Below are 18,218 nucleotides of genomic sequence, written 5' to 3' on the forward strand. Positions count from 1 at the left end.
CAAACATACTTTGATAATTGAAAGTTAAAAGTATGTTTGTTATAGTGGAAACAAAAGGGGAGATGCGTATGCAAAAGATCAAAGCAGCCATAATCGGAGCGGGTTTTATTGGCAAGGCTCATATCGAGGCAATCCGTAGATTAGGCTATGTGGATATCGTAGCGATCGTGCAGAATGGTCAAGATAAAGCCGATGAATACGCTCGTATGTTGAAAATCCCCAAGGCTTATGGGAATTATGAAGATTTATTGAAGGACCCGGAGATAGAAGTCATTCATAACTGTACGCCGAATCACCTTCATTTTGAAATTAACAAGCAGGCGCTTCTGCACGGCAAGCATCTGCTTTCGGAGAAGCCTCTGACCCTGCGCACGGAAGAGGCCAAGGAGCTGTATGAGCTGGCTGCCGGGCGATCGCTGATTACGGGAATTAATTTCAACTATCGGCAATTCCCGATGGTTCAGCATCTGAAGTCCATGGTGAAGGACAAGGATCTGGGCGAGCTGCATACGATCCGAGGCAGCTACCTGCAGGATTGGCTGCTCTATATGACGGACTATAACTGGAGAATGGAGCCGGAGTATGGCGGGGAGACGAGAGCCATCAGTGATATCGGCTCGCATTTGTTCGATTTGGTTCAATATGTGACGGGCTTAAGCATAGCTGAGGTGTTCGCGGATATCTCGATCGTCATGCCGCAGCGCTATAAAGCCTCAGGCTCCAAAGAATCGTTCCAATCCGGAACGGATGGGGAAAGGGAACTCGTCAACATGACAACAGAGGATTATTGCTCGGTTCTCGTCAAGTTTGAGAACGGTGCCAGAGGCGTGCTGACCATGTCGCAGGTGTCGGCCGGAAAGAAAAACGCGCTGGAGTTGAATCTTGACGGAACACAGTCATCTGGTTCGTGGAAGCAGGAGGAGCCGTTCAAGCTTGTAATGGGCTATCGTGACAAACCGAGCGAGACCGTGCTGAGAGATCCAAAACAGCTCAAGAAGGAAGCGTTGCCATTCATGCATTATCCCAGTGGGCATGAAGAAGGCTGGACGGATAGTCTTAAAAACATGATGCATCATTACTATCAAGCCATTGTGAGCGGGGAGCCGATATCCGATTCCGTAGCGACCTTCAGGGAAGGGTATCAGGTAATGACGATTAATGATGCCATTATCCGCAGCGTGAAGTCGGGTACTTGGGAGAAGGTCAACCACAGCTAGTCCAAGCAAGCTGCTGGGAGAGTGACCATTTTTGGGGCCATTGAGGCCCCTACCTCATTCATATCCAACCGGAGAATCATCCACGGAACGGCTTGAAAAACAATCGCAGAAGAGAAGCATGATAATTGGAAAAATCGACGTATGCTCCGAGGAAATAACCGATTGAAGTAAAAATAAGGCACCAACATAAAGCCCCCATCCCCGAGTAAAGCAAATATTTCCTAGGGTTCATGGCGCTCACCCCTGCCATGTAACAAGTTAGATGGCGGAGGCCCGGAATGTAGTAGCCGATGCAAATCGCCCATGGACCGTAGCGCGCGAACCAGGTCTCCGTTTTTTCCAGTCTTTTTGACGTAAGCTTAATCCATTTTCCATATTTCCAGAGCAGTGGTTTACCGAATTTCCTTCCCAGGGCGTAGCTGCAGAGCATACCTGACATGGCTCCCAAAAAGCTAACCGCAACGGATAAGGGGAGAAGAAGCAGTCCGGCAGAGGACAGATAGCCGACCACGGTCATTAGAATTTCATCGGGGATAGGCAAGCCAATAACGCCAAGAGCGAGACAGAAGAAAATGGCAACGTATCCGTATTGAATAATCATATCTTGTAGGAAAGCTATGGCGATCACGCTCCGTTTCTTCTGTGGCTGCTGACTCTCCGACGTTGACCGCGGCAATTTTGTTTCATGGATAAGATTTGGTTTGACTGATTGCCGGTATTTTAATTCGACTGACCATCAGACAGCACAGAATGATGACCAAGATCACGGTCATTTCCCGCTGATAGAGGAGTGGAGACCAAAGCGCGGATACGGCTAAAATAGACCCGGCAACATGGATGGGTAATCCTGTATGATAGCGATTCACGCAAGTCGAAATGTTGAATCGAGCGAGCCGCAGTGCTCCGCATATTATAAAAAGAGCAGCGAGCAGCAGCCCGGAGACGGGCATTTTGTATAAGATGACAAGATAAACAATCAAGGATGGCGCGGCGCCGAAGGTAATTAGCTCTGCGAGCGAACGGAACTCTTTGCCGAATTCGTTGGCCAGCCGCAGTTTTTTCTCGATATATCCGTCAAATCCCGCCAATGCTGCCGCTAAAACAATGCAGAGCACCGCTTGGGAAGGTTTTTCGTGAAACGATAAAAACATGGACATCATGCCTGCACTAAGAACGGCTGTCTTAAGTGAGGTGGAAATGGTTTGGACCGACATGAGATCACTCCTTTTCATTACAAGCTAGGCGTTGGAAAGCCCGGGTTTTTCCGATTTTTGAACATCCAAAATATCAAGTAAAAAAACGAAGTTGGAATACCGACGATTAAGCCCCACATGCCGAAGAAATGCTCGGAAAAGAGCAGCACAAGGAAAGTGAAGAACACAGGCAAATGCGTTTTGGATGCCATCAGCCGTGGATTGAGTACGTAGGCCTCCACTGCATGAATAACTGTGACCGCGATAACCAGGTAGATAATATACGTAAAACCACCCAAACTGAACGCAATCATACTTAAAGGAATGAGAGATAGAAAGACCCCAGCTACCGGAACAAGACCGAGGACATAGATAAGCAGGGCCAGACCGATCAGATTGGGAAAGCCCATCATCCACAGGACGAAAGTCGTCATCAGGCAGTTGACTAAAGCGATCAATAGCTGGGCTTCGATCACCTTGCCGAACGTTTGGACGAGTTTTTTGCCGAAAAATTCAATTTCTTTGGAGAACCAACCCAGCTTGCTCGTGTGGAATTGCGCTGTGAAGCGAATGACGTTCTCTTTGCCCAAAAGAAGAAAAAGGCTTAGCATCAAGGCCAAAAAGGCTTGGAATCCAAGATTGCCGATTTTTATCATAAAATCAAACCCGGGTTTCACCATGCTTGGAAGATCGAAGCTATCCAGCCATGCCGTCACGTAACCGGCTGCTTCGTTTTGAGGATCGTCATAGAGCTGTTTGACAAGTTCGAACAGTTGGGCGATTTGGCGAATCAGATCGGGGAAAAACTTGGCGCCTGCAAGAGTCAAAAGTGATAGAAGAGCTACGTATATGAGGGCAAGCAGCAATTTGGAGTTAACGGGAACAATTTTCTCGATCCAGCGCTTACTGAATTGATGCAGGCGATTCATCAGAAACGTCAGCAAGAAGGTCAGTAGAACAAGGTTCAGCATGCTACGAATAAAAAATAGAACTAGGCAAAACAACGCCAATACGGCAAAGCGCTGCACATCTTTTTTTGCAAAATAGCCATGATATTCATAAGAGACATCCCTTCAGCACCTCAATTTCAATCTGCTTAAATCTGATTATAGCGACGTGTTGTGTACTTCATGTGTTTTGTCGGAAGTAATTTTTGTATAATAGCGTTATCTGAGGACACACGAAAAACACAAGGCTCCGTTATTCTTGTTATATACGGTTTATTGGCAGAGGGGGGCTCCGGCAGCATGGATCGCAAAGTTTTACTTATTGAAGATGAAAGTTTGATCCGCGAAATTGTGGCTGATTATTTTAAACGGGAGCAATGGATCGTTTATGAGGCGGAGAATGGCTTGCAAGGTTTGGAAATGATGGAAAAGTTGGATGTCGACCTCATCATTTTGGACATTCTTATGCCTGAGTTGGACGGATGGGCTGTATGCAAACGGATTCGCGCGCAATCAGCCGTACCGATTATTATGTTAACCGCGAAATCCGAAGATGATGATAAAATGCTTGGTTTCGAGCTGGGTGCAGATGATTACGTAACCAAACCGTTCAGTCCCAAAGTACTGGTCGCACGTGCAGTCAGTCTCATGAAGCGTGTCGAGGGAACTGTGGGAAAAGAAGAACATCTTCTGAACTTTGGCAAGATATCGATTCATAGAAGATCGCATCGTGTGGAAGTGGATGGACAGGAAATCGAGCTGACGGCCAAAGAATATGAACTGCTTCTCTATTTATCAAGAAACGAAGGCATTGTGCTTTCCCGTGAAACGATTCTCGATCACGTATGGGGCTTTGATTATTTCGGCGACCTGCGCGTCGTCGATACACATATCAAGAAGTTGCGCGGCAAGCTTGGGGATGAAGCCCGCCATATTCGCACCGTCATCCGGTCCGGGTATAAATTCGAGGAGGAACGATGAGAAGACGCGGTGTCACTCTGAAGCTGTTTGCTTTCACAGCGTTTTTCTTCCTTTTGTTTTATGCCATCGTTTTGCTGGGGCAGCTTAATTTATTTGAAACCTTTTATCAGCATCAGAAAACGGTCACACTGGAAAAAAAGCTCAAGACTTTCAGTGAAGCCTACGAGAAAAAGCGTTGGGATGACAACCGCATCTCCCGTGAAATCGGGTTGTTTATCAGCCAAAATAAAGCGCAGCTTGCGATCCTGGGCCCTGAGGGCAATGTGAAGTATGACTATCTGTTCCGCATCGTCATCAAAGACGATAATGGAAATCCGGTCCGGATCTCCCTCTCGTTTTTGCTTAATTCTAATTTAAGGAAATTAATGGAGGCGAACCTTCAACGCGGAGATCGGATCGAGGTGCAGGGATATTTTGAGGATGTGGGCGTAAAAGATCTTCTTTACCCAGTCCTCATTCATAAAGCTGGTTCCAAGGAAGTAGGGAATCTAGATACGGCAACAAGCGAGCCTTTAGAACATGTTTCCGGTGTGATTACAGACATTGTGCTGCCATCTTCCAATCAGTGGAATTTGCGTCAGGGGATTTTGTTTCTTGCGCTTGAGGACTGGTTCCCGTTGTCGGATGAACGGAAAAGCATGCTGCAAAGAGGAGTTATGCTCGAAGAGGAATGGACAGATACGATTAGCGGAACGCGCAGTGTTGTTGCGATTCAGCCTATTTTGCGTGATGGAAAGGTAACCGAGCTGATCTTTGTGCTTGCCTCCCTACAACAAATCAGCGAAGCTTATGATGCTCTGCGTCTGTTTTACCTCTATATAGGCATTGGCGGGATTGTTCTTATTTTGCTGCTCTCGCTCATTTTCACCAAAATCGTGTCTAAACCGCTGCTTTCGTTGAACCAAATTGCACTTAGGATGGCAAAGCTCGACTTTTCGGTGAAATCCCCTATCCGCAATAATGATGAGATTGGGAGCCTGTCACGCAGCTTGAACAGCTTGTCCGAGAAACTGGACGATACGTTGAAGGAGCTGTATGACGCCAACGAGCAGCTGCGGGAGGATATGGAACAAAAGCAGCGGATGGAGCAGCTGCAAAAGGAGTTTATCTCCAATGTCTCCCACGAATTAAAGACGCCGCTGAGCATCGTGAAGGGGTATGTCGAGGGGATCAGGGATGGGATCGGGGAAAGCAAGCAGGACCGCTATCTCGAAGTGATTTTGGGTGAGACGGATAAGATGGAAGCGCTCATCAAAGACATGCTGGAACTGGCCAAGCTGGAATCGAAGACGATCAAGCTGAAAAAAAGCTGGTTTTTATTGAGCGAACAAGTGGAGGATATTGTCGACAAACTGTCCAATCACCTCCTTGAAAAGGAACTAAAGGTGGTCACCGTTATTATCGGGGAACACGAAGTCCATGCGGATCAGGTGAAAATGGAACAGACGTTGGTCAATCTGCTGATGAACGCGATTCGACATGCCACAGCCGGAAGCGAAATTGCTGTTCGCATCGAAAATGAAGGCCAGCACATTCGCATGGCGATCGAAAACGAAGGGGAAGTCATTCCGGAAGATGAGTTGGGGACGATCTGGGAGCGCTTCTACCGAGTTGAAAAATCGAGAAACCGCAAAACCGGCGGAACGGGCTTAGGTCTTGCCATCGTTAAGCAAATTCTGGATCTTCATGAGAGCCGGTACGGGGTGGAAAATACGGAGCGCGGCGTTAGTTTTTACTTTTATTTGTAGACTTTAGCGGTGCCTGCTTGGGCACTGGTGACGCCGCGCGAATTGAAAATTCTTCTGCAAGGAAAAAGTTAGACAGTAATAAGATTGATAGACTAGCTAGGACTTTGTTAATGGAACATTACTAAAGTTTGATTTTGATTCTTCATAGATTTGAAATAGAAACTGTTGATTATTAAAAAAAAGCCCATCTTAATTGATAGGCGTGAACATTTTAGTTGTAGAATTGATTCTGTATTTTTGAAATTCCTTTAGTTGTTCTTCAGTTAGATATTGCAAAAATACTTCTGACGAATTGTAAGTTACAGTCTCATCTGCTGCTTTATTTAAGGTGTCAATATAAATATCACCTTCTCCAATGTGAACTTGATATTCTTTTTCATTTACAATAATTACTGCGCTAGAGTCACTATTATGTTTTTGGAAAGTGACAGGGTATTTACTATATACATCCATATACTTATAATAAATCTTTTCATCAATCGCGTTCTTTTTCTTATTAGATATAGTTGATGTAGTGGTTGATTTCAACTCAATACTATTAGTTTGTTCATTCCAATTTACTTCCTTACCTAATGCTTGACCGATGCTTTTCAAAGGTAAGTACGAGTTTCCATCGATTATTGCAACGGGTTTATCCAAATCTAACTTATTCCCATCAAGTGTTACTGGCATACTTGGATTAAGATAAGCTTCAACTTTTTCAAATTTTGAACTTGCAAAACCTGACGTTGAAACAACAGTAATTATACCCACTGTAATTCCTAAGATGAATATATTAGTTTTTTTCAATTCGATCCTCCTAAAATATGTAATGTCATCAGCCATTACCATAACATATTTTGGATAATTATGGGAGTTAAATTATAGAAATACAAAATAAGAAGCATTGTACACAACACCTGCAAATGAGTTTATATCGTACCTATGAGGAATCGAAGATTAAGTCAGATAACGTTTGCTCTGTCTGCCCCGTAACCCCAAACATTCAGCAACCTTTCAGCAACTACTCAGATTGCTTTTAGGCAGGATATGGGATACTGAGTGTAGAAAACGTGTACAATGAATGTCAGGGGGACGATACCAGATGCGCCAATTAAAAGGCATAAAAATACTGCTCGTCGATGACGAGCCTCATATCTTGGAATTTCTTGAATTAGGGTTGACGAATGAAGGCTTTGAGGTCATGACAGCACAAGATGGCATTAGTGCAATCACAGCCTGCAACAAGTTCCAGCCTCACATTGCTATTTTGGACGTGATGATGCCTGGGATGGACGGATTCGAAGTGTGCCGCATGATTAAAAAGACGGATAACGTCGCTGTCATTATGTTGACGGCTAAGGATGAAGTAGACGATCGGGTCAAGGGACTTACCCTTGGTGCCGATGATTATATGATCAAGCCATTCAGCTTTGAGGAGCTGCTGGCCCGGATATATGCACGGATTCGCAATCATTTTCCAAATTTGTTCGGTGAAGTGATCATCGGACCGCTTCGCATGGATGACCGTCGTAAAGAAATTAGCTTGTATGATAAGGTGTTGGAGCTTTCGCCAACGGAATACGAGCTGCTCAAATTTATGTCGATTAATCATGGGCTTGTTTTAAGTAAAACGATGATCCTTGATAAAGTGTGGGGCTATGATTTCGGTGGTGAGGAGAACATCGTCGAGGTGTACATACGCTCCCTTCGCGATAAATTAGGAGATAAGGAACATAAGCTGATCCGCACGATTCGAGGCGCTGGCTATCGGATGGATTTGACATGAAGCGGCGGGGCCGGTTTTCCGAAAATTTTGTTACCGGTTCGCTGAAGTTTCAGTTGTTGTCGCGATCATTGTTAATTATGTCGGTGCTGCTGCTGCTCATCGGTGTATTTCAATATATTTTTATGCAGCAGTTTTTGTATAAAAATAAGGCGGAAACGATTCGCAATCAGCTTGCGACATTACCGCCCAACACTTGGCAGCGAGCAGGGGCATCGCCCGATCGTGGCTTAAATCCGTTCATACCTAGGCGGGATACCAACCGGGATACCAACCGTACAGACAACTTGAACGGAAACGGAGAGTATCCCCGCATTTTTGTTCCTGATTTATCGATTGCTTTGATCGATAGAGAGGGTAATTACAAGCTGCTTTCTACGGAGGGTGGGGCTTCTCCTTTTCAATTATCCAAGGAAGAATATCAGCAGTTATTGAAATCGAAGGAAAGGCCTGGCGATAAGGTTTTGAAGGATAAAGACGGTAACAGCCAGTTAATTGTCTTTCACCAATTCGGGGGTAATCCAGATAGAGCCCAAGGCTTTCAAGGCATTATTCAAGCAAACACAAGCACCAAGCAGCTTCAGGACGTGCTTCTCCAGCAATTGTCTATATTTCTCCTCTTATCCATGCTAGCGCTTATCGGAGGATTGTTGGGTTTTCTGCCTGTATTAAGACGGACTTTGGTTCCTCTATCCAATATGGTGGATACGGTGAAGCAAATCGATGCAGGTAGTTTGGGTGAACGCTTTCCCGCTCATCAGGGGCAAGTGGAAATAGATCGTCTAGCGACCTCCTTTAATAGTATGCTAGAGCGATTGGAGTTTTCTTTTGAGGCGGAAAAAGAAGCAAAAGAGCAGATGCGCCGCTTCGCGGCGGACGCTTCGCATGAGCTTCGTACACCATTAACTTCGATTCATGGTTTTCTGGAGGTCCTTCTTCGCGGGGCGTATCAGCAGCCGGAGCCTTTGCTTAAAGCGCTGAAGAGCATGCATGGCGAATCGGTACGCATCAATAAGCTGGTCGAGGATTTACTGCTGCTTGCTCGGCTAGATAGGACACCCTCCTTCCAAAAGACGGAAGGGGTATTGGACGAAATGCTTCACGACATGGAACATCAGCTTCGTTTGCTGGCAGGGGAGAGAACGGTCACCTTTGCGTTAGAACCAGAGAGCCATTGTTTCTATGATGCTGATAAAATTAAGCAGGTCGTGCTCAATTTATTTCAAAACGCGGTTCAGCATACGCACCCAACCACAGGTCAAGTAGCGCTCTCATTAGTGAAGATGGGTGAGGGTGTCGAAATAGCTGTGCAAGATAATGGACCAGGTATAGCTCCCGAGCATCTTGCTCATTTGTTCGATCGTTTTTACCGCATTGATTCCTCACGCGTAAGACGGAATGGCGGTGCCGGGCTAGGTCTTTCCATTACTCGTTCCATCGTAGAGCTTCATGGCGGAGCGATAGGAGTGGAAAGTGCGTTAGGTGAAGGAAGTATTTTTAAAGTATGGATTCCAATAGGTAAAAAAGATAGCCTTATTCCGACTAAATGAAGTCGGGTAAGGCTTTTTTTACATGCAAAAAAGGAGATGAGAGCAAGGCCGTTGTTCAGCTTGAGCCAGCCCTTCGAGCCGAAGCACACGTCAAGTTTCTGTGAGCTGCGTGCATGCAAAGCAGCCTGTTTGCAACGATAACGCTGTTTTTCCGCGTTACAGCAGTCAGCAGAAGCAGAAGCGCTCCTGCAACGCGGAAAACCGTGCTTACAGATAGAAAAGTAGCTCATAAAGTGACATGACCAAGAGGTTACGCTGTTTTTCCGCGTTACAGCAGCCAGCAATAGCAGAAGCGCTCCTGTAACGCGGAAAACCGTGCTTACAGATAAAGAAAAGTAGACCCCAAAGTGAAACACCTAAGAAGATAACATTTGTTTCAGGGTTACAGTTATCAGTAAGAGCAACAACGCCATGTAAAGCTAAATATGCTTACACTTACAGCTAGAACAATCTGAGTCCCAAACGGTTTTTCTTAACTATTTTCACCAATGAGCCCCAACGTTCTCTAGGGGATAGAAGTAAAAATAGTGCACACTTTCGTAAAAATCGTCGGCGTGAAAGCGAAGATAGGGACGCTATAGTAGGGATATAACAAATAACTGGGGTGTGAGCATCATGTCTATGGCAATAGAGAAGTCCAAGTCATCAAATCAGACACCGGAACGATTCTGGAACCATCGCCGCAAGGAAGCCTTCTTTGGCTGGATGTTTCTGGCTCCCGAATTTATCGGCACGTTGATGTTTGGCGTTTTCCCAATTCTATTCTCGCTGTATTTAAGCTTTAGTGATTGGAATTTGGTCGGAGGGCTGTCGACGATTAAATTCGCGGGGCTCGATAATTTCAAAATGCTGTTTGAGGATGACAAGTTCTTATTAGCTCTAAAAAATAATTTTACGTATACGCTCATCGTTGTGCCGGTCGGATTATTTCTTGCTTTGATTTTATCTGTATTGATTCATTCGCGCGTATATGGACAGAGTTATTTCAAAATTGTATTTTTCATTCCGTACATCTCGTCGATTATTGCACTCGGCGCAGTATGGAGCGCCTTGTACCATCCATCGCAAGGGCCGATTAATCGTTTGCTGATGAGTATAGGCATCACAGACCCTCCAAAATGGTTGGCAGATACTCATTATTCTCTCTATGCCATCATCATAATAGCGATCTGGGCAGCGCTTGGCTATCAAATTATTATCTTCATTGCTGGCTTAACGAACATTCCGGATGAATTGTATGAAGCGGCAAGTATCGATGGGGCGACGTCTATTCAGCAATTTTTCCGTATTACGTTGCCTTTGTTAGGTCCGACAACATCGTTCTTGTTTATTACAACCTTGATGTCATCCTTCAAGGTATTTGACCTTATCTCTTTCCTGACAGGTGGAGGTCCTAACGATTCCTCGACTGTGCTCGTCTACCGTATCTACGAGGAAGGCTTTCTCAATTTCCGCATGGGTTACGCATCGGCCATTTCCTGGGTGTTGTTCCTGATAGTTGGCATCATCACGGCCATTACATGGAAATTTCAAAATAAAAACAGCTCTGTTTAACAGGGAATGAAGTGGAAAGAAGGTGTTGCTTCAATGAAATCAATCCAAATTTCTAAACTGGTTACAACCGTAATCATGGCTTTGTTTTCCGTTGTATTTCTGATTCCGCTATTGTGGATGATCTCAGCGGCCTTCAAATATGAAGCAGACGTCATGACGTACCCGATTCAGTGGATCCCAACCCGCTTTCATGTTATCGCCAACTTTAAAGAGGTATGGCTGGGCCGCGTTCCTTTCTCGCTTTTTTATTGGAACTCGTTCAAGCTGTCTGCGCTCATGACATTGGCTACGCTCTTTTTTTCTTCGATGGCCGCTTATTCCTTTACGAAGCTGCAATTTCGCGGGCGCGACGCAGCGTTCATCCTTTTGTTGTCCTGTATGATTATTCCGAATGAGGCGACGCTTGTCCCACGTTACCTTTTGTTAAAATGGCTGCACTTGTATAATACACATGCAGGCCTCATTCTGATGGGGATGTTCTCTATTTACTTCACCTTTCTACTCCGTCAATTCATGATGGGGATTCATAACGAATATATCGAGGCTGCCAAAATCGACGGTGCGGGACACTTTCTCATCTATGCCCGTATCATGCTGCCACTAACCAAACCGATACTAGCGACGGTGGCGATTATCAAATTCATTTGGATGTGGAATGATTATCAAGGACCGCTCATTTTCCTAATCAAGCAGAAGCTGTTTCCGATTCCGCTCGGCATTCAGCTGTTTAAAAATGATTATGCCGATAATTATGCTGTGCTGATGATGGCATCATTGGCCGCAATTATACCTCTGTTGATCATTTTCATTGTTTTGCAAAAGCAGGTCATCAAGGGAATTGCCATCGGGGGCGTCAAAGGATAAGGTCGAAAAATTGCACAAAAAAATCAAAATTATACACGGTTTGATCGTAAATTCCATTGTATGATGCAACTGAACATAAATTATAGCCTATGGGGGTAGTCAAATGAAAAAGGTACAGACCGTTCTTCTTGGAAGCGTCATCATGAGTATGTCAGTCTTGAGTGCTTGCGGTTCATCGACAACTACGAATACGAGTGCTCCTTCTGCGTCGGCAGGAGCTACAGCGGCAGCTTCGGCTAAGCCCGCACAGAATGTTACACTTAAATATTATAATTGGGATAATGATGTACAAGCGGCGTCTACCAAAAAGCTGATCGAGAACTTCCAAGCCAAAAATCCGACGATTAAAGTAGAGTCTATTGCGCTAGTACCAGGCAACTCCGTTGAAACCCTGAAAAAGATGGACGTTACGATGTCCTCGGGTGAGCAAGTCGACATTGTGGCAATGCCAAGTATTGAAGAGGTTATGGCGAGAGCCGGACAAAATGTGCTTGCTCCGCTGGATGATTTCTATACGAAGGATAATGTGAAGCCGGAAGAAGAGTACTATATCAATCCGAAAATGAAAGGCAAGTACTACGCAACGATGGTGAACTCCAGCGACTGGTTTGTGTTGTTGAACGCGGATGCGCTGAAAGAAGCCAACCTGCAGGTACCGACATTCGGTTGGACGTGGGACGACTTCCGCGACTATGCGAAAAAGTTGACCAAAGGCGAAGGCAATGATAAACGTTACGGTGCGTATTTCCATGGTTGGGGTGAATATACGAACCCGATCGTTTACACAGATAAGAAGAATCCTTATTTGAACGCTGACTTGAAACCACAATTTGATGATCCTTCCTTCAAATACTTCTTTAATTTGCGCCGCACGATGGAAAAGGATGATAAGTCGGTGAAGTCGTTGGCTGATGTCATTGGCGCTAAACTGGACTACAAAAATGAGTTTATTAGTGGTAAGGCAGCCATGTTGATGACAGCGACCTTCATCATTCCGAACATCGGTGATACAGCGAAATATCCGCATACCTTTAAAACCGTCGTTGCTCCGCTGCCTCGTTCCTCCAAGGACGCTCCGGCGGGATTGACCAATATCGGCGGAAACTACACAGCCATTGCGGCAACTTCCAAATACAAAGAGCAGGCTTATCAATTCATCCGCTATATGTCGACAGAGCAAGAGGCACGCGTTGAATTGTCCGGCTGGAAAAAAGGCGATTCCAAAGTAGTTATCGATCGTTTATATGGTTCCTTAAAGGAACTTATCGATCTGCCATCTTTAACTTCGACACTGAATGATAAACAAGTGAAAACTTCCTTCTCTTCCGATATTGCGATCTCTTATGGAGCTCAATTGAAGAAAGTGATGGAGAATGGCTTCTCCAAATTCATGCTCGATAATGTTTCTGCGGATGATACACAAAAGTGGATGCAGGATGAAGCGGATAAAGTGATTAAACAAGCGGGGAAATAACAGGCTGAAACAGGGGATAGGGCGAAAATTCGCCTTATCCCTTTGTCAATGAAAGGACGTCGCCTTTATAATAGAAAGACACATTCCGTTCGGGGAAATGAAGGAGAGGTCCCGCATGATTCCAAAGTTTCGTTCTTCCTTTTACCGACGCATCCAGATATCGTTTCTCCTGCTAATTTTGCTGCCGACGGTGTTGGTATCTTTCTATAATTATTCAACGACGAACCGCGATGTCAAAGAAAAAATGACGCTTAGCAATGAATCGGTGCTTGCAGTCATGGGCAAGGATTTAAATAAAATGATTGATGATCTGACCTTTGCCTCTAACTTTTTCGTGCAGGATACGAATGTAAGGCTGCAGCTGCGCAGCTTTGCCGATGTCAAGGCGATTGATACCTTCGCGAAGTTGAACGATTACCAGAAGATCAAAGATTTCTTTAGTCTCATTACGGCTAAAACGATGAATCGAGATATCATTATGTATCTAGCGAACCGATCGGATTTTATTGTGCAATCTGCGGATAGCTATGAGCCAAGCGATATTATCTATGACTGGAATCAGGTTAAGCCTCGTGTTGATGTGGACAAACCCAAATTCATCCAGTGGCTTGGTTTGGTGAATGGAAGCGGCAAACAGGGGCGTATTTATTATATGTCTCGCGTCCTGCGTGACTCGGATGATAATGCCCTGCTAGCTACCCTTCTGATTGGTATACCTGAGACGTATTTCGATCAGTTTTTTGGGCAAGCGCCTTCAGGAAACTTGAGCTTATTTGATGTAAATGGGCAAAGCATCGCGGGAAATACCCATATTCCGTATGAGCGCAAGGAGTCAGATCGTCGTAATATCCGCAGTGAGCTAATGATTGATAAGGCGGGCTGGAAGCTCGTCTATGAGACACCGAGTTCCCAAGTAACGGGGCAGATTTCACGCACGTTTTATATCTCGCTAATCATTATTTTGCCTTTTTTTATTTTGTTTTGGATGATCTCCTTTTTCATCGCTCAGCGATTATATCGCCCTGTGAGACTGCTGCAGCGAGGTGCGCGGCAGTTCGGCGAAGGCAATCGTTCGCTGCGTTTTCAAGTGGAGGGCAGAGACGAAATGGCGGAGCTCGGTCAAACGCTGAATGTAATGCTGGATCAGATCAATGAGCTCATAAGCGGTATTGAGCAGGAGCAAGAGCAGAAGCGGGTGATGGAGCTGCAGGCACTATTTGCCCAAATCCGTCCGCATTTTCTGCTGAATACGCTGAATTCGATCAAATGCAATCTCAGTTTGGCTGAGGATGCTGTGCATAGCGGGCAGATCGATTCACTGATGAGTATGCTGCGAGCTTATATGCGCATTCATGAACCGGCTACCTTGGAAAGCGAGTGTAGGCTGCTTGTTCATTATGTGGATATTATGAAAATGCGCAGTGATCTGCCGGTGGAGCTGGATATCTCGATAGCTGATGAAGTTGCTAGCATTGAAGTTCCAAAGCTGCTGCTGCAGCCTATTGTGGAGAATGCTATCGTGCACGGCTTGGCGGATTCAGAAACGGAACCGAGAATTACGCTTGAGGCGTGCGAGAGGAATGGCATGCTGGAAATCAGTGTGCAGGATAACGGCAAGGGCATCACGCCTTCCAGACTGCAAGAATTAAATGAACTTTTGGAACAAGGCAATGGTGAACCCCAAGCTTCGTACAAAAGAATCGGGCTTCTGAATGTTATGCAAAGGCTGCAGCTAACTTATGGCCCCTCTGCCAAGATACGTTTAGAAAACAATAAGGAACAAGGAACATTGGTGCTCCTTCGAATTCCGCTGTAATGAAGGCAGCTAAGGTAGAAATGTGTGTCATTCAGCATGAAGAAGCAGATTGGAGGAATTCGCATGTTCAAGGTTCTGCTTGTCGATGATGATGTGCCAATGATGAAATACGTAACCAAGCTAATCGATTGGGATTCACTTCAGCTGACATTAAGCGGGTCAGCGTCATCTGGCGTTAAAGCGCTGGCTTTGTTTCGCGAGCATGAGCCTGACTTGGTCATCACGGATATTGGCATGCCACAGATGGATGGTATTGAACTAGCCGCAGAACTGCAAAAAATAAAACCAGATGTCAAAATCATATTCTTGACCTGCCACGAAGAATTTCACTACGCACGTAAAGCCGTGCAGTTGTCAGCCGAAGACTATCTGATTAAAGATGAGCTGACAGCGCAGCAATTGGATACCGTATTAAAGAAGAGTGTTCATATGCTGACGACGGATAAGGAAAGATTCCAAGAGCTGGCGTACAAACAGGATATTCTAAAAAATAAGGAGATTTGGTTAGCGCAATTTTGGGAGCAATTGCTGGCGGGTGCGTCCAATGAGTCCATTCAGAATCAGGGAGAACGCCTAGGGATTGCTTGGAAGCAGCCACATTTCATGCTGGCCATCGGTGATCTCCAGTTCGAATCCTTTCCACAGAAGTATCGTTATGCTGATATGCCATTGCTGTTATATGCGATTACAAATATTGCACAGGAGCTTCCTTTGGAGGGTTTCTCGATGACGACAATCGCAGATAAGGAGATGCGGCTTGTGTGTATTGTGAATTTTCAGCATGATCTCAGTCGAAATGCGATGGAAGCCTTCGGTAAACACATGACCTTGCTTCAGCATAAAATCATGGAATACTTGAAAATGAAAATAACATTTTGTTTCAGTGCTCCATTCAAGGGAGTTGAACATATTCATCTGCAGTACGGTTCTCTTAAGCAGAGAGAACGTTCCGTGTTCTATGGAAAAAATTCTGGCGCAGAGAATCAAACGGCTGATCATAAGCTGTGGAACTCGGATGTTATGGGTATGCTTGGCGGGGATTGGCAGCGGCTTGAGGAAGCGGCGCAAAATGGGGAACACAGCTTGACGATGGACACCTTGGAGGCGCTTTGCATGAAAGCCGAGACTTCTAGACTTGATCCCGCCGAACTCCTGCTCAAAAGCTCGCAATGGATGCGGCTTCTGGAGCTGCGGTTTAATCAACCGAATGATGATACGTTTCATCGGTGCTTGCTAAGCTGCAGCAGCTGGATTCAGGCGAAAGAACTTCTTCGGCAGAGAGTTCATCTGCTGCTGGGCAGCAGAGCAGATGCATGGATTGAGAAGAAGCCAAAGCTTCAGCTCATCGATCAATACATTTCGGATCACTTGTCAGAAAATATTTCGTTAGTGGATATTGCCAATTATTTATTTCTGAATCCAAGTTATTTCTCTAGATACTTTAAACAAGAATCCGGTCTTAATTTCACAGATTACATGCACCGCTACAAAATGAAAATGGCCTGTAAGCTGCTGAAAGAAAAACAGTACAGCACGGAAATGATTGCGCTAAAGCTGGGCTACATGGAGCGGACGTATTTCTCGAAGGTGTTTAAGAAGTACGTTGGCGTAAGCCCGAAGGATTACCGTTAGCAGGAAGCAATGAAAGAAGTGGGGGTTGCGCAGCTTGTTTGCGCAATCCTTATTTTTTGAGTTGTTGTGAGATTAGGTTGCAGTTTATGTGATAGGTTGACTTGCCATGCTTTTCTTTTACTGTGAAGCCCTGTGCCAGAACAGTCTTTTATGAGGTTGCCTTTTTCAGCCAATTTTCAGAAACTTCTCAACTAACCTTCAGTTCATACTCAGATGGATTTCAGGTTAAGGGCCTATACTAGGTTTTGTAAGGGACAAACAAATAAAAAAGGAAAAGGTGGAAACAAATTATGAAAAACATCGGCAGAAAAATTCTTACTGGTTCATTGGTAGCTTCTTTTGTACTCGGAGTTGGTTTTGTTGGAGCCTTACATAATCAGGCATTTGCAGATACAGTATCGACCAATTCAACAAGCGCAGCGACTCAAAAACATGATGGCAAAGGTCGCGGAGACTTCGGAAATCGTGGCGGTTTCGGCGGCGGTAATGTAGTGGCAGAAACCGCAACGATTCTGAGTGTTGATCAAAGCGCAGTTGAAGAAGCCTTGAAAGCGAACAAGACGTTGGCAGCCTTCGCTGAAGAAAAAGGTGTGAGCAAAGCGGACTTTTTGCAAAAGCTGATTGATGCGGAAACAGCAACGATTACCGCTAATGTAACAGCAGGCAAAATTACGCAAGAGCAAGCGGACAAGGTAATCAAAAATTTGACAGAGCAGTTGTCCAAACGTATCGAAAGTACAGGAAATAAAGGTGCAGGACCGGGAAGAGAAGGCCAATTCCCAGGCGGTGGCAAAGGCGATAAAGGCTTTAGAGGCGGGAATCTTGTAGACCAAACAGCAACAATACTTGGCGTTGAGAAGAGTGTCGTTCAAGATGCGCAAAAAGCTGGTAAAACGTTAGCGGCATTTGCTCTGGAGAAAGGGCTGGCTGAAGCAGATTATGTACAGAAGCTAGTTGCAGCTGAGACAACATCCATTAACGCTGAAGTGACAGCGGGCAATCTTACGCAAGCGCAAGCAGATAAAATGTTGACCGGTTTGTCTGATAGATTAACCAAACAAGTGGAAAGCACTCGACCTGAGGGAGGTTTTGAAGGAAGAGGAGGACGTGGCGGTTTTGGTGGTTTCGGTGGACAATTTGGGAACTCGGATGTACTGACGACCCTTCTGGGCGTAACGCAGGATGAGCTGAGAACACAGCTTGAAGCTGGTAAGTCGATCGTGGATATCGCATCGGCGAAAGGGATTAGTGAAGATGATCTTATCAGTAAAATCAAAGATAGCATGACCGATTCCATCAAAAAGCATGTTGAACAAAAGGGTACTGACCATCAGCGTCCTGGCCGTGGAACTTTCGGCAAAGCTCCAGCTGATGCAACTGCACCAGCAGCAACAAACTAATACAGAGAAGCTGCTCGCTAATGCGGGCAGCTTTTTTTAGTCTATACGGGCCAATCGGGGTAACCGAGAAAGTCCCG

At 45.2% G+C, this 18,218-nt stretch carries 16 protein-coding genes; 12 read left to right on the forward strand and 4 right to left on the reverse strand.

The genetic code is table 11. The features are described from left to right. Positions 1-68: 68 nt before the first annotated feature. Positions 69-1,217 carry a Gfo/Idh/MocA family protein gene (locus tag FU659_RS14225; protein ID WP_147948189.1) on the forward strand — a complete coding sequence of 383 codons (1,149 nt, stop codon included), beginning with the start codon at positions 69-71 and terminating at the stop codon, positions 1,215-1,217. A gap of 76 nt (positions 1,218-1,293) precedes the next feature. Here the strand turns inward: FU659_RS14225 and FU659_RS14230 are convergent, their stop codons facing one another. The 3 genes from FU659_RS14230 to FU659_RS14240 all read right to left on the reverse strand — a co-directional run bounded on the left by FU659_RS14230 (position 1,294) and on the right by FU659_RS14240 (position 3,381). Next, the gene (locus tag FU659_RS14230; RefSeq protein WP_187274154.1) at positions 1,294-1,836 is read right to left on the reverse strand and encodes a DedA family protein; all 543 of its coding nucleotides are present in this window, start codon (positions 1,834-1,836) and stop codon (positions 1,294-1,296) included. A 64-nt stretch (positions 1,837-1,900) separates the two neighbouring features. After that, the gene (pssA, locus tag FU659_RS14235) at positions 1,901-2,431 is read right to left on the reverse strand and encodes a CDP-diacylglycerol--serine O-phosphatidyltransferase (protein ID WP_187274145.1); all 531 of its coding nucleotides are present in this window, start codon (positions 2,429-2,431) and stop codon (positions 1,901-1,903) included. 17 nt (positions 2,432-2,448) lie between these two features. Next, positions 2,449-3,381, reverse strand: coding sequence for an AI-2E family transporter (locus FU659_RS14240; RefSeq protein WP_397355724.1), 933 nt, complete (start codon positions 3,379-3,381; stop codon positions 2,449-2,451). Positions 3,382-3,657: 276 nt separating this feature from the next. On the opposite strand from FU659_RS14240, the gene FU659_RS14245 reads away from it, so the two are divergent. Next, positions 3,658-4,338 (forward strand): response regulator transcription factor, encoded by a 681-nt coding sequence (locus FU659_RS14245; protein ID WP_147948191.1) that lies wholly within the window; start codon positions 3,658-3,660, stop codon positions 4,336-4,338. After that, positions 4,335-6,086 (forward strand): sensor histidine kinase, encoded by a 1,752-nt coding sequence (locus FU659_RS14250; protein WP_147948192.1) that lies wholly within the window; start codon positions 4,335-4,337, stop codon positions 6,084-6,086. The genes FU659_RS14245 and FU659_RS14250 overlap by 4 nt, the downstream gene beginning before the upstream one ends. Before the next feature lie 189 nt (positions 6,087-6,275). On the opposite strand, the gene FU659_RS14255 is transcribed toward FU659_RS14250, so the two are convergent. Beyond that, positions 6,276-6,875, reverse strand: a complete 600-nt coding sequence (locus FU659_RS14255; protein WP_187274146.1) for a stalk domain-containing protein — start codon at positions 6,873-6,875, stop codon at positions 6,276-6,278. Positions 6,876-7,170: 295 nt separating this feature from the next. Between FU659_RS14255 and FU659_RS14260 the strand changes: the two genes are divergently transcribed. The 9 genes from FU659_RS14260 (at position 7,171) to FU659_RS14295 (ending at position 18,141) form a co-directional block, all read left to right on the forward strand. Beyond that, complete coding sequence (locus FU659_RS14260; protein WP_147948194.1) at positions 7,171-7,854, forward strand: response regulator transcription factor; 684 nt, start codon at positions 7,171-7,173, stop codon at positions 7,852-7,854. After that, entirely contained in the window at positions 7,851-9,401 is a 1,551-nt protein-coding gene (locus FU659_RS14265; protein WP_147948195.1) for a sensor histidine kinase, read from the forward strand. Before FU659_RS14260 ends, FU659_RS14265 begins: the two co-directional genes overlap by 4 nt. A 113-nt stretch (positions 9,402-9,514) precedes the next feature. After that, positions 9,515-9,643 carry a hypothetical protein gene (locus tag FU659_RS37160; protein ID WP_261807820.1) on the forward strand — a complete coding sequence of 43 codons (129 nt, stop codon included), beginning with the start codon at positions 9,515-9,517 and terminating at the stop codon, positions 9,641-9,643. A gap of 379 nt (positions 9,644-10,022) precedes the next feature. Continuing rightward, positions 10,023-10,955, forward strand: coding sequence for a carbohydrate ABC transporter permease (locus FU659_RS14270; RefSeq protein ID WP_147948255.1), 933 nt, complete (start codon positions 10,023-10,025; stop codon positions 10,953-10,955). A 33-nt stretch (positions 10,956-10,988) separates the two neighbouring features. Further along, positions 10,989-11,819, forward strand: a complete 831-nt coding sequence (locus FU659_RS14275) for a carbohydrate ABC transporter permease (protein ID WP_147948196.1) — start codon at positions 10,989-10,991, stop codon at positions 11,817-11,819. A gap of 103 nt (positions 11,820-11,922) precedes the next feature. Continuing rightward, positions 11,923-13,293, forward strand: coding sequence for an ABC transporter substrate-binding protein (locus tag FU659_RS14280; protein WP_147948197.1), 1,371 nt, complete (start codon positions 11,923-11,925; stop codon positions 13,291-13,293). A 115-nt stretch (positions 13,294-13,408) separates the two neighbouring features. Beyond that, a complete protein-coding gene (locus FU659_RS14285; RefSeq protein WP_187274147.1) occupies positions 13,409-15,109 on the forward strand; it encodes a sensor histidine kinase in 1,701 nt (566 codons plus the stop codon). A gap of 36 nt (positions 15,110-15,145) precedes the next feature. Then, a complete protein-coding gene (locus FU659_RS14290) occupies positions 15,146-16,741 on the forward strand; it encodes a response regulator transcription factor (RefSeq protein ID WP_187274148.1) in 1,596 nt (531 codons plus the stop codon). A gap of 290 nt (positions 16,742-17,031) precedes the next feature. Then, a complete protein-coding gene (locus FU659_RS14295) occupies positions 17,032-18,141 on the forward strand; it encodes a hypothetical protein (protein WP_147948200.1) in 1,110 nt (369 codons plus the stop codon). Positions 18,142-18,218: the final 77 nt, after the last annotated feature.

The organism is Paenibacillus sp. N3.4 (assembly GCF_008017805.1).
Classification (GTDB): Bacteria; Bacillota; Bacilli; order Paenibacillales; family NBRC-103111; genus Paenibacillus_E.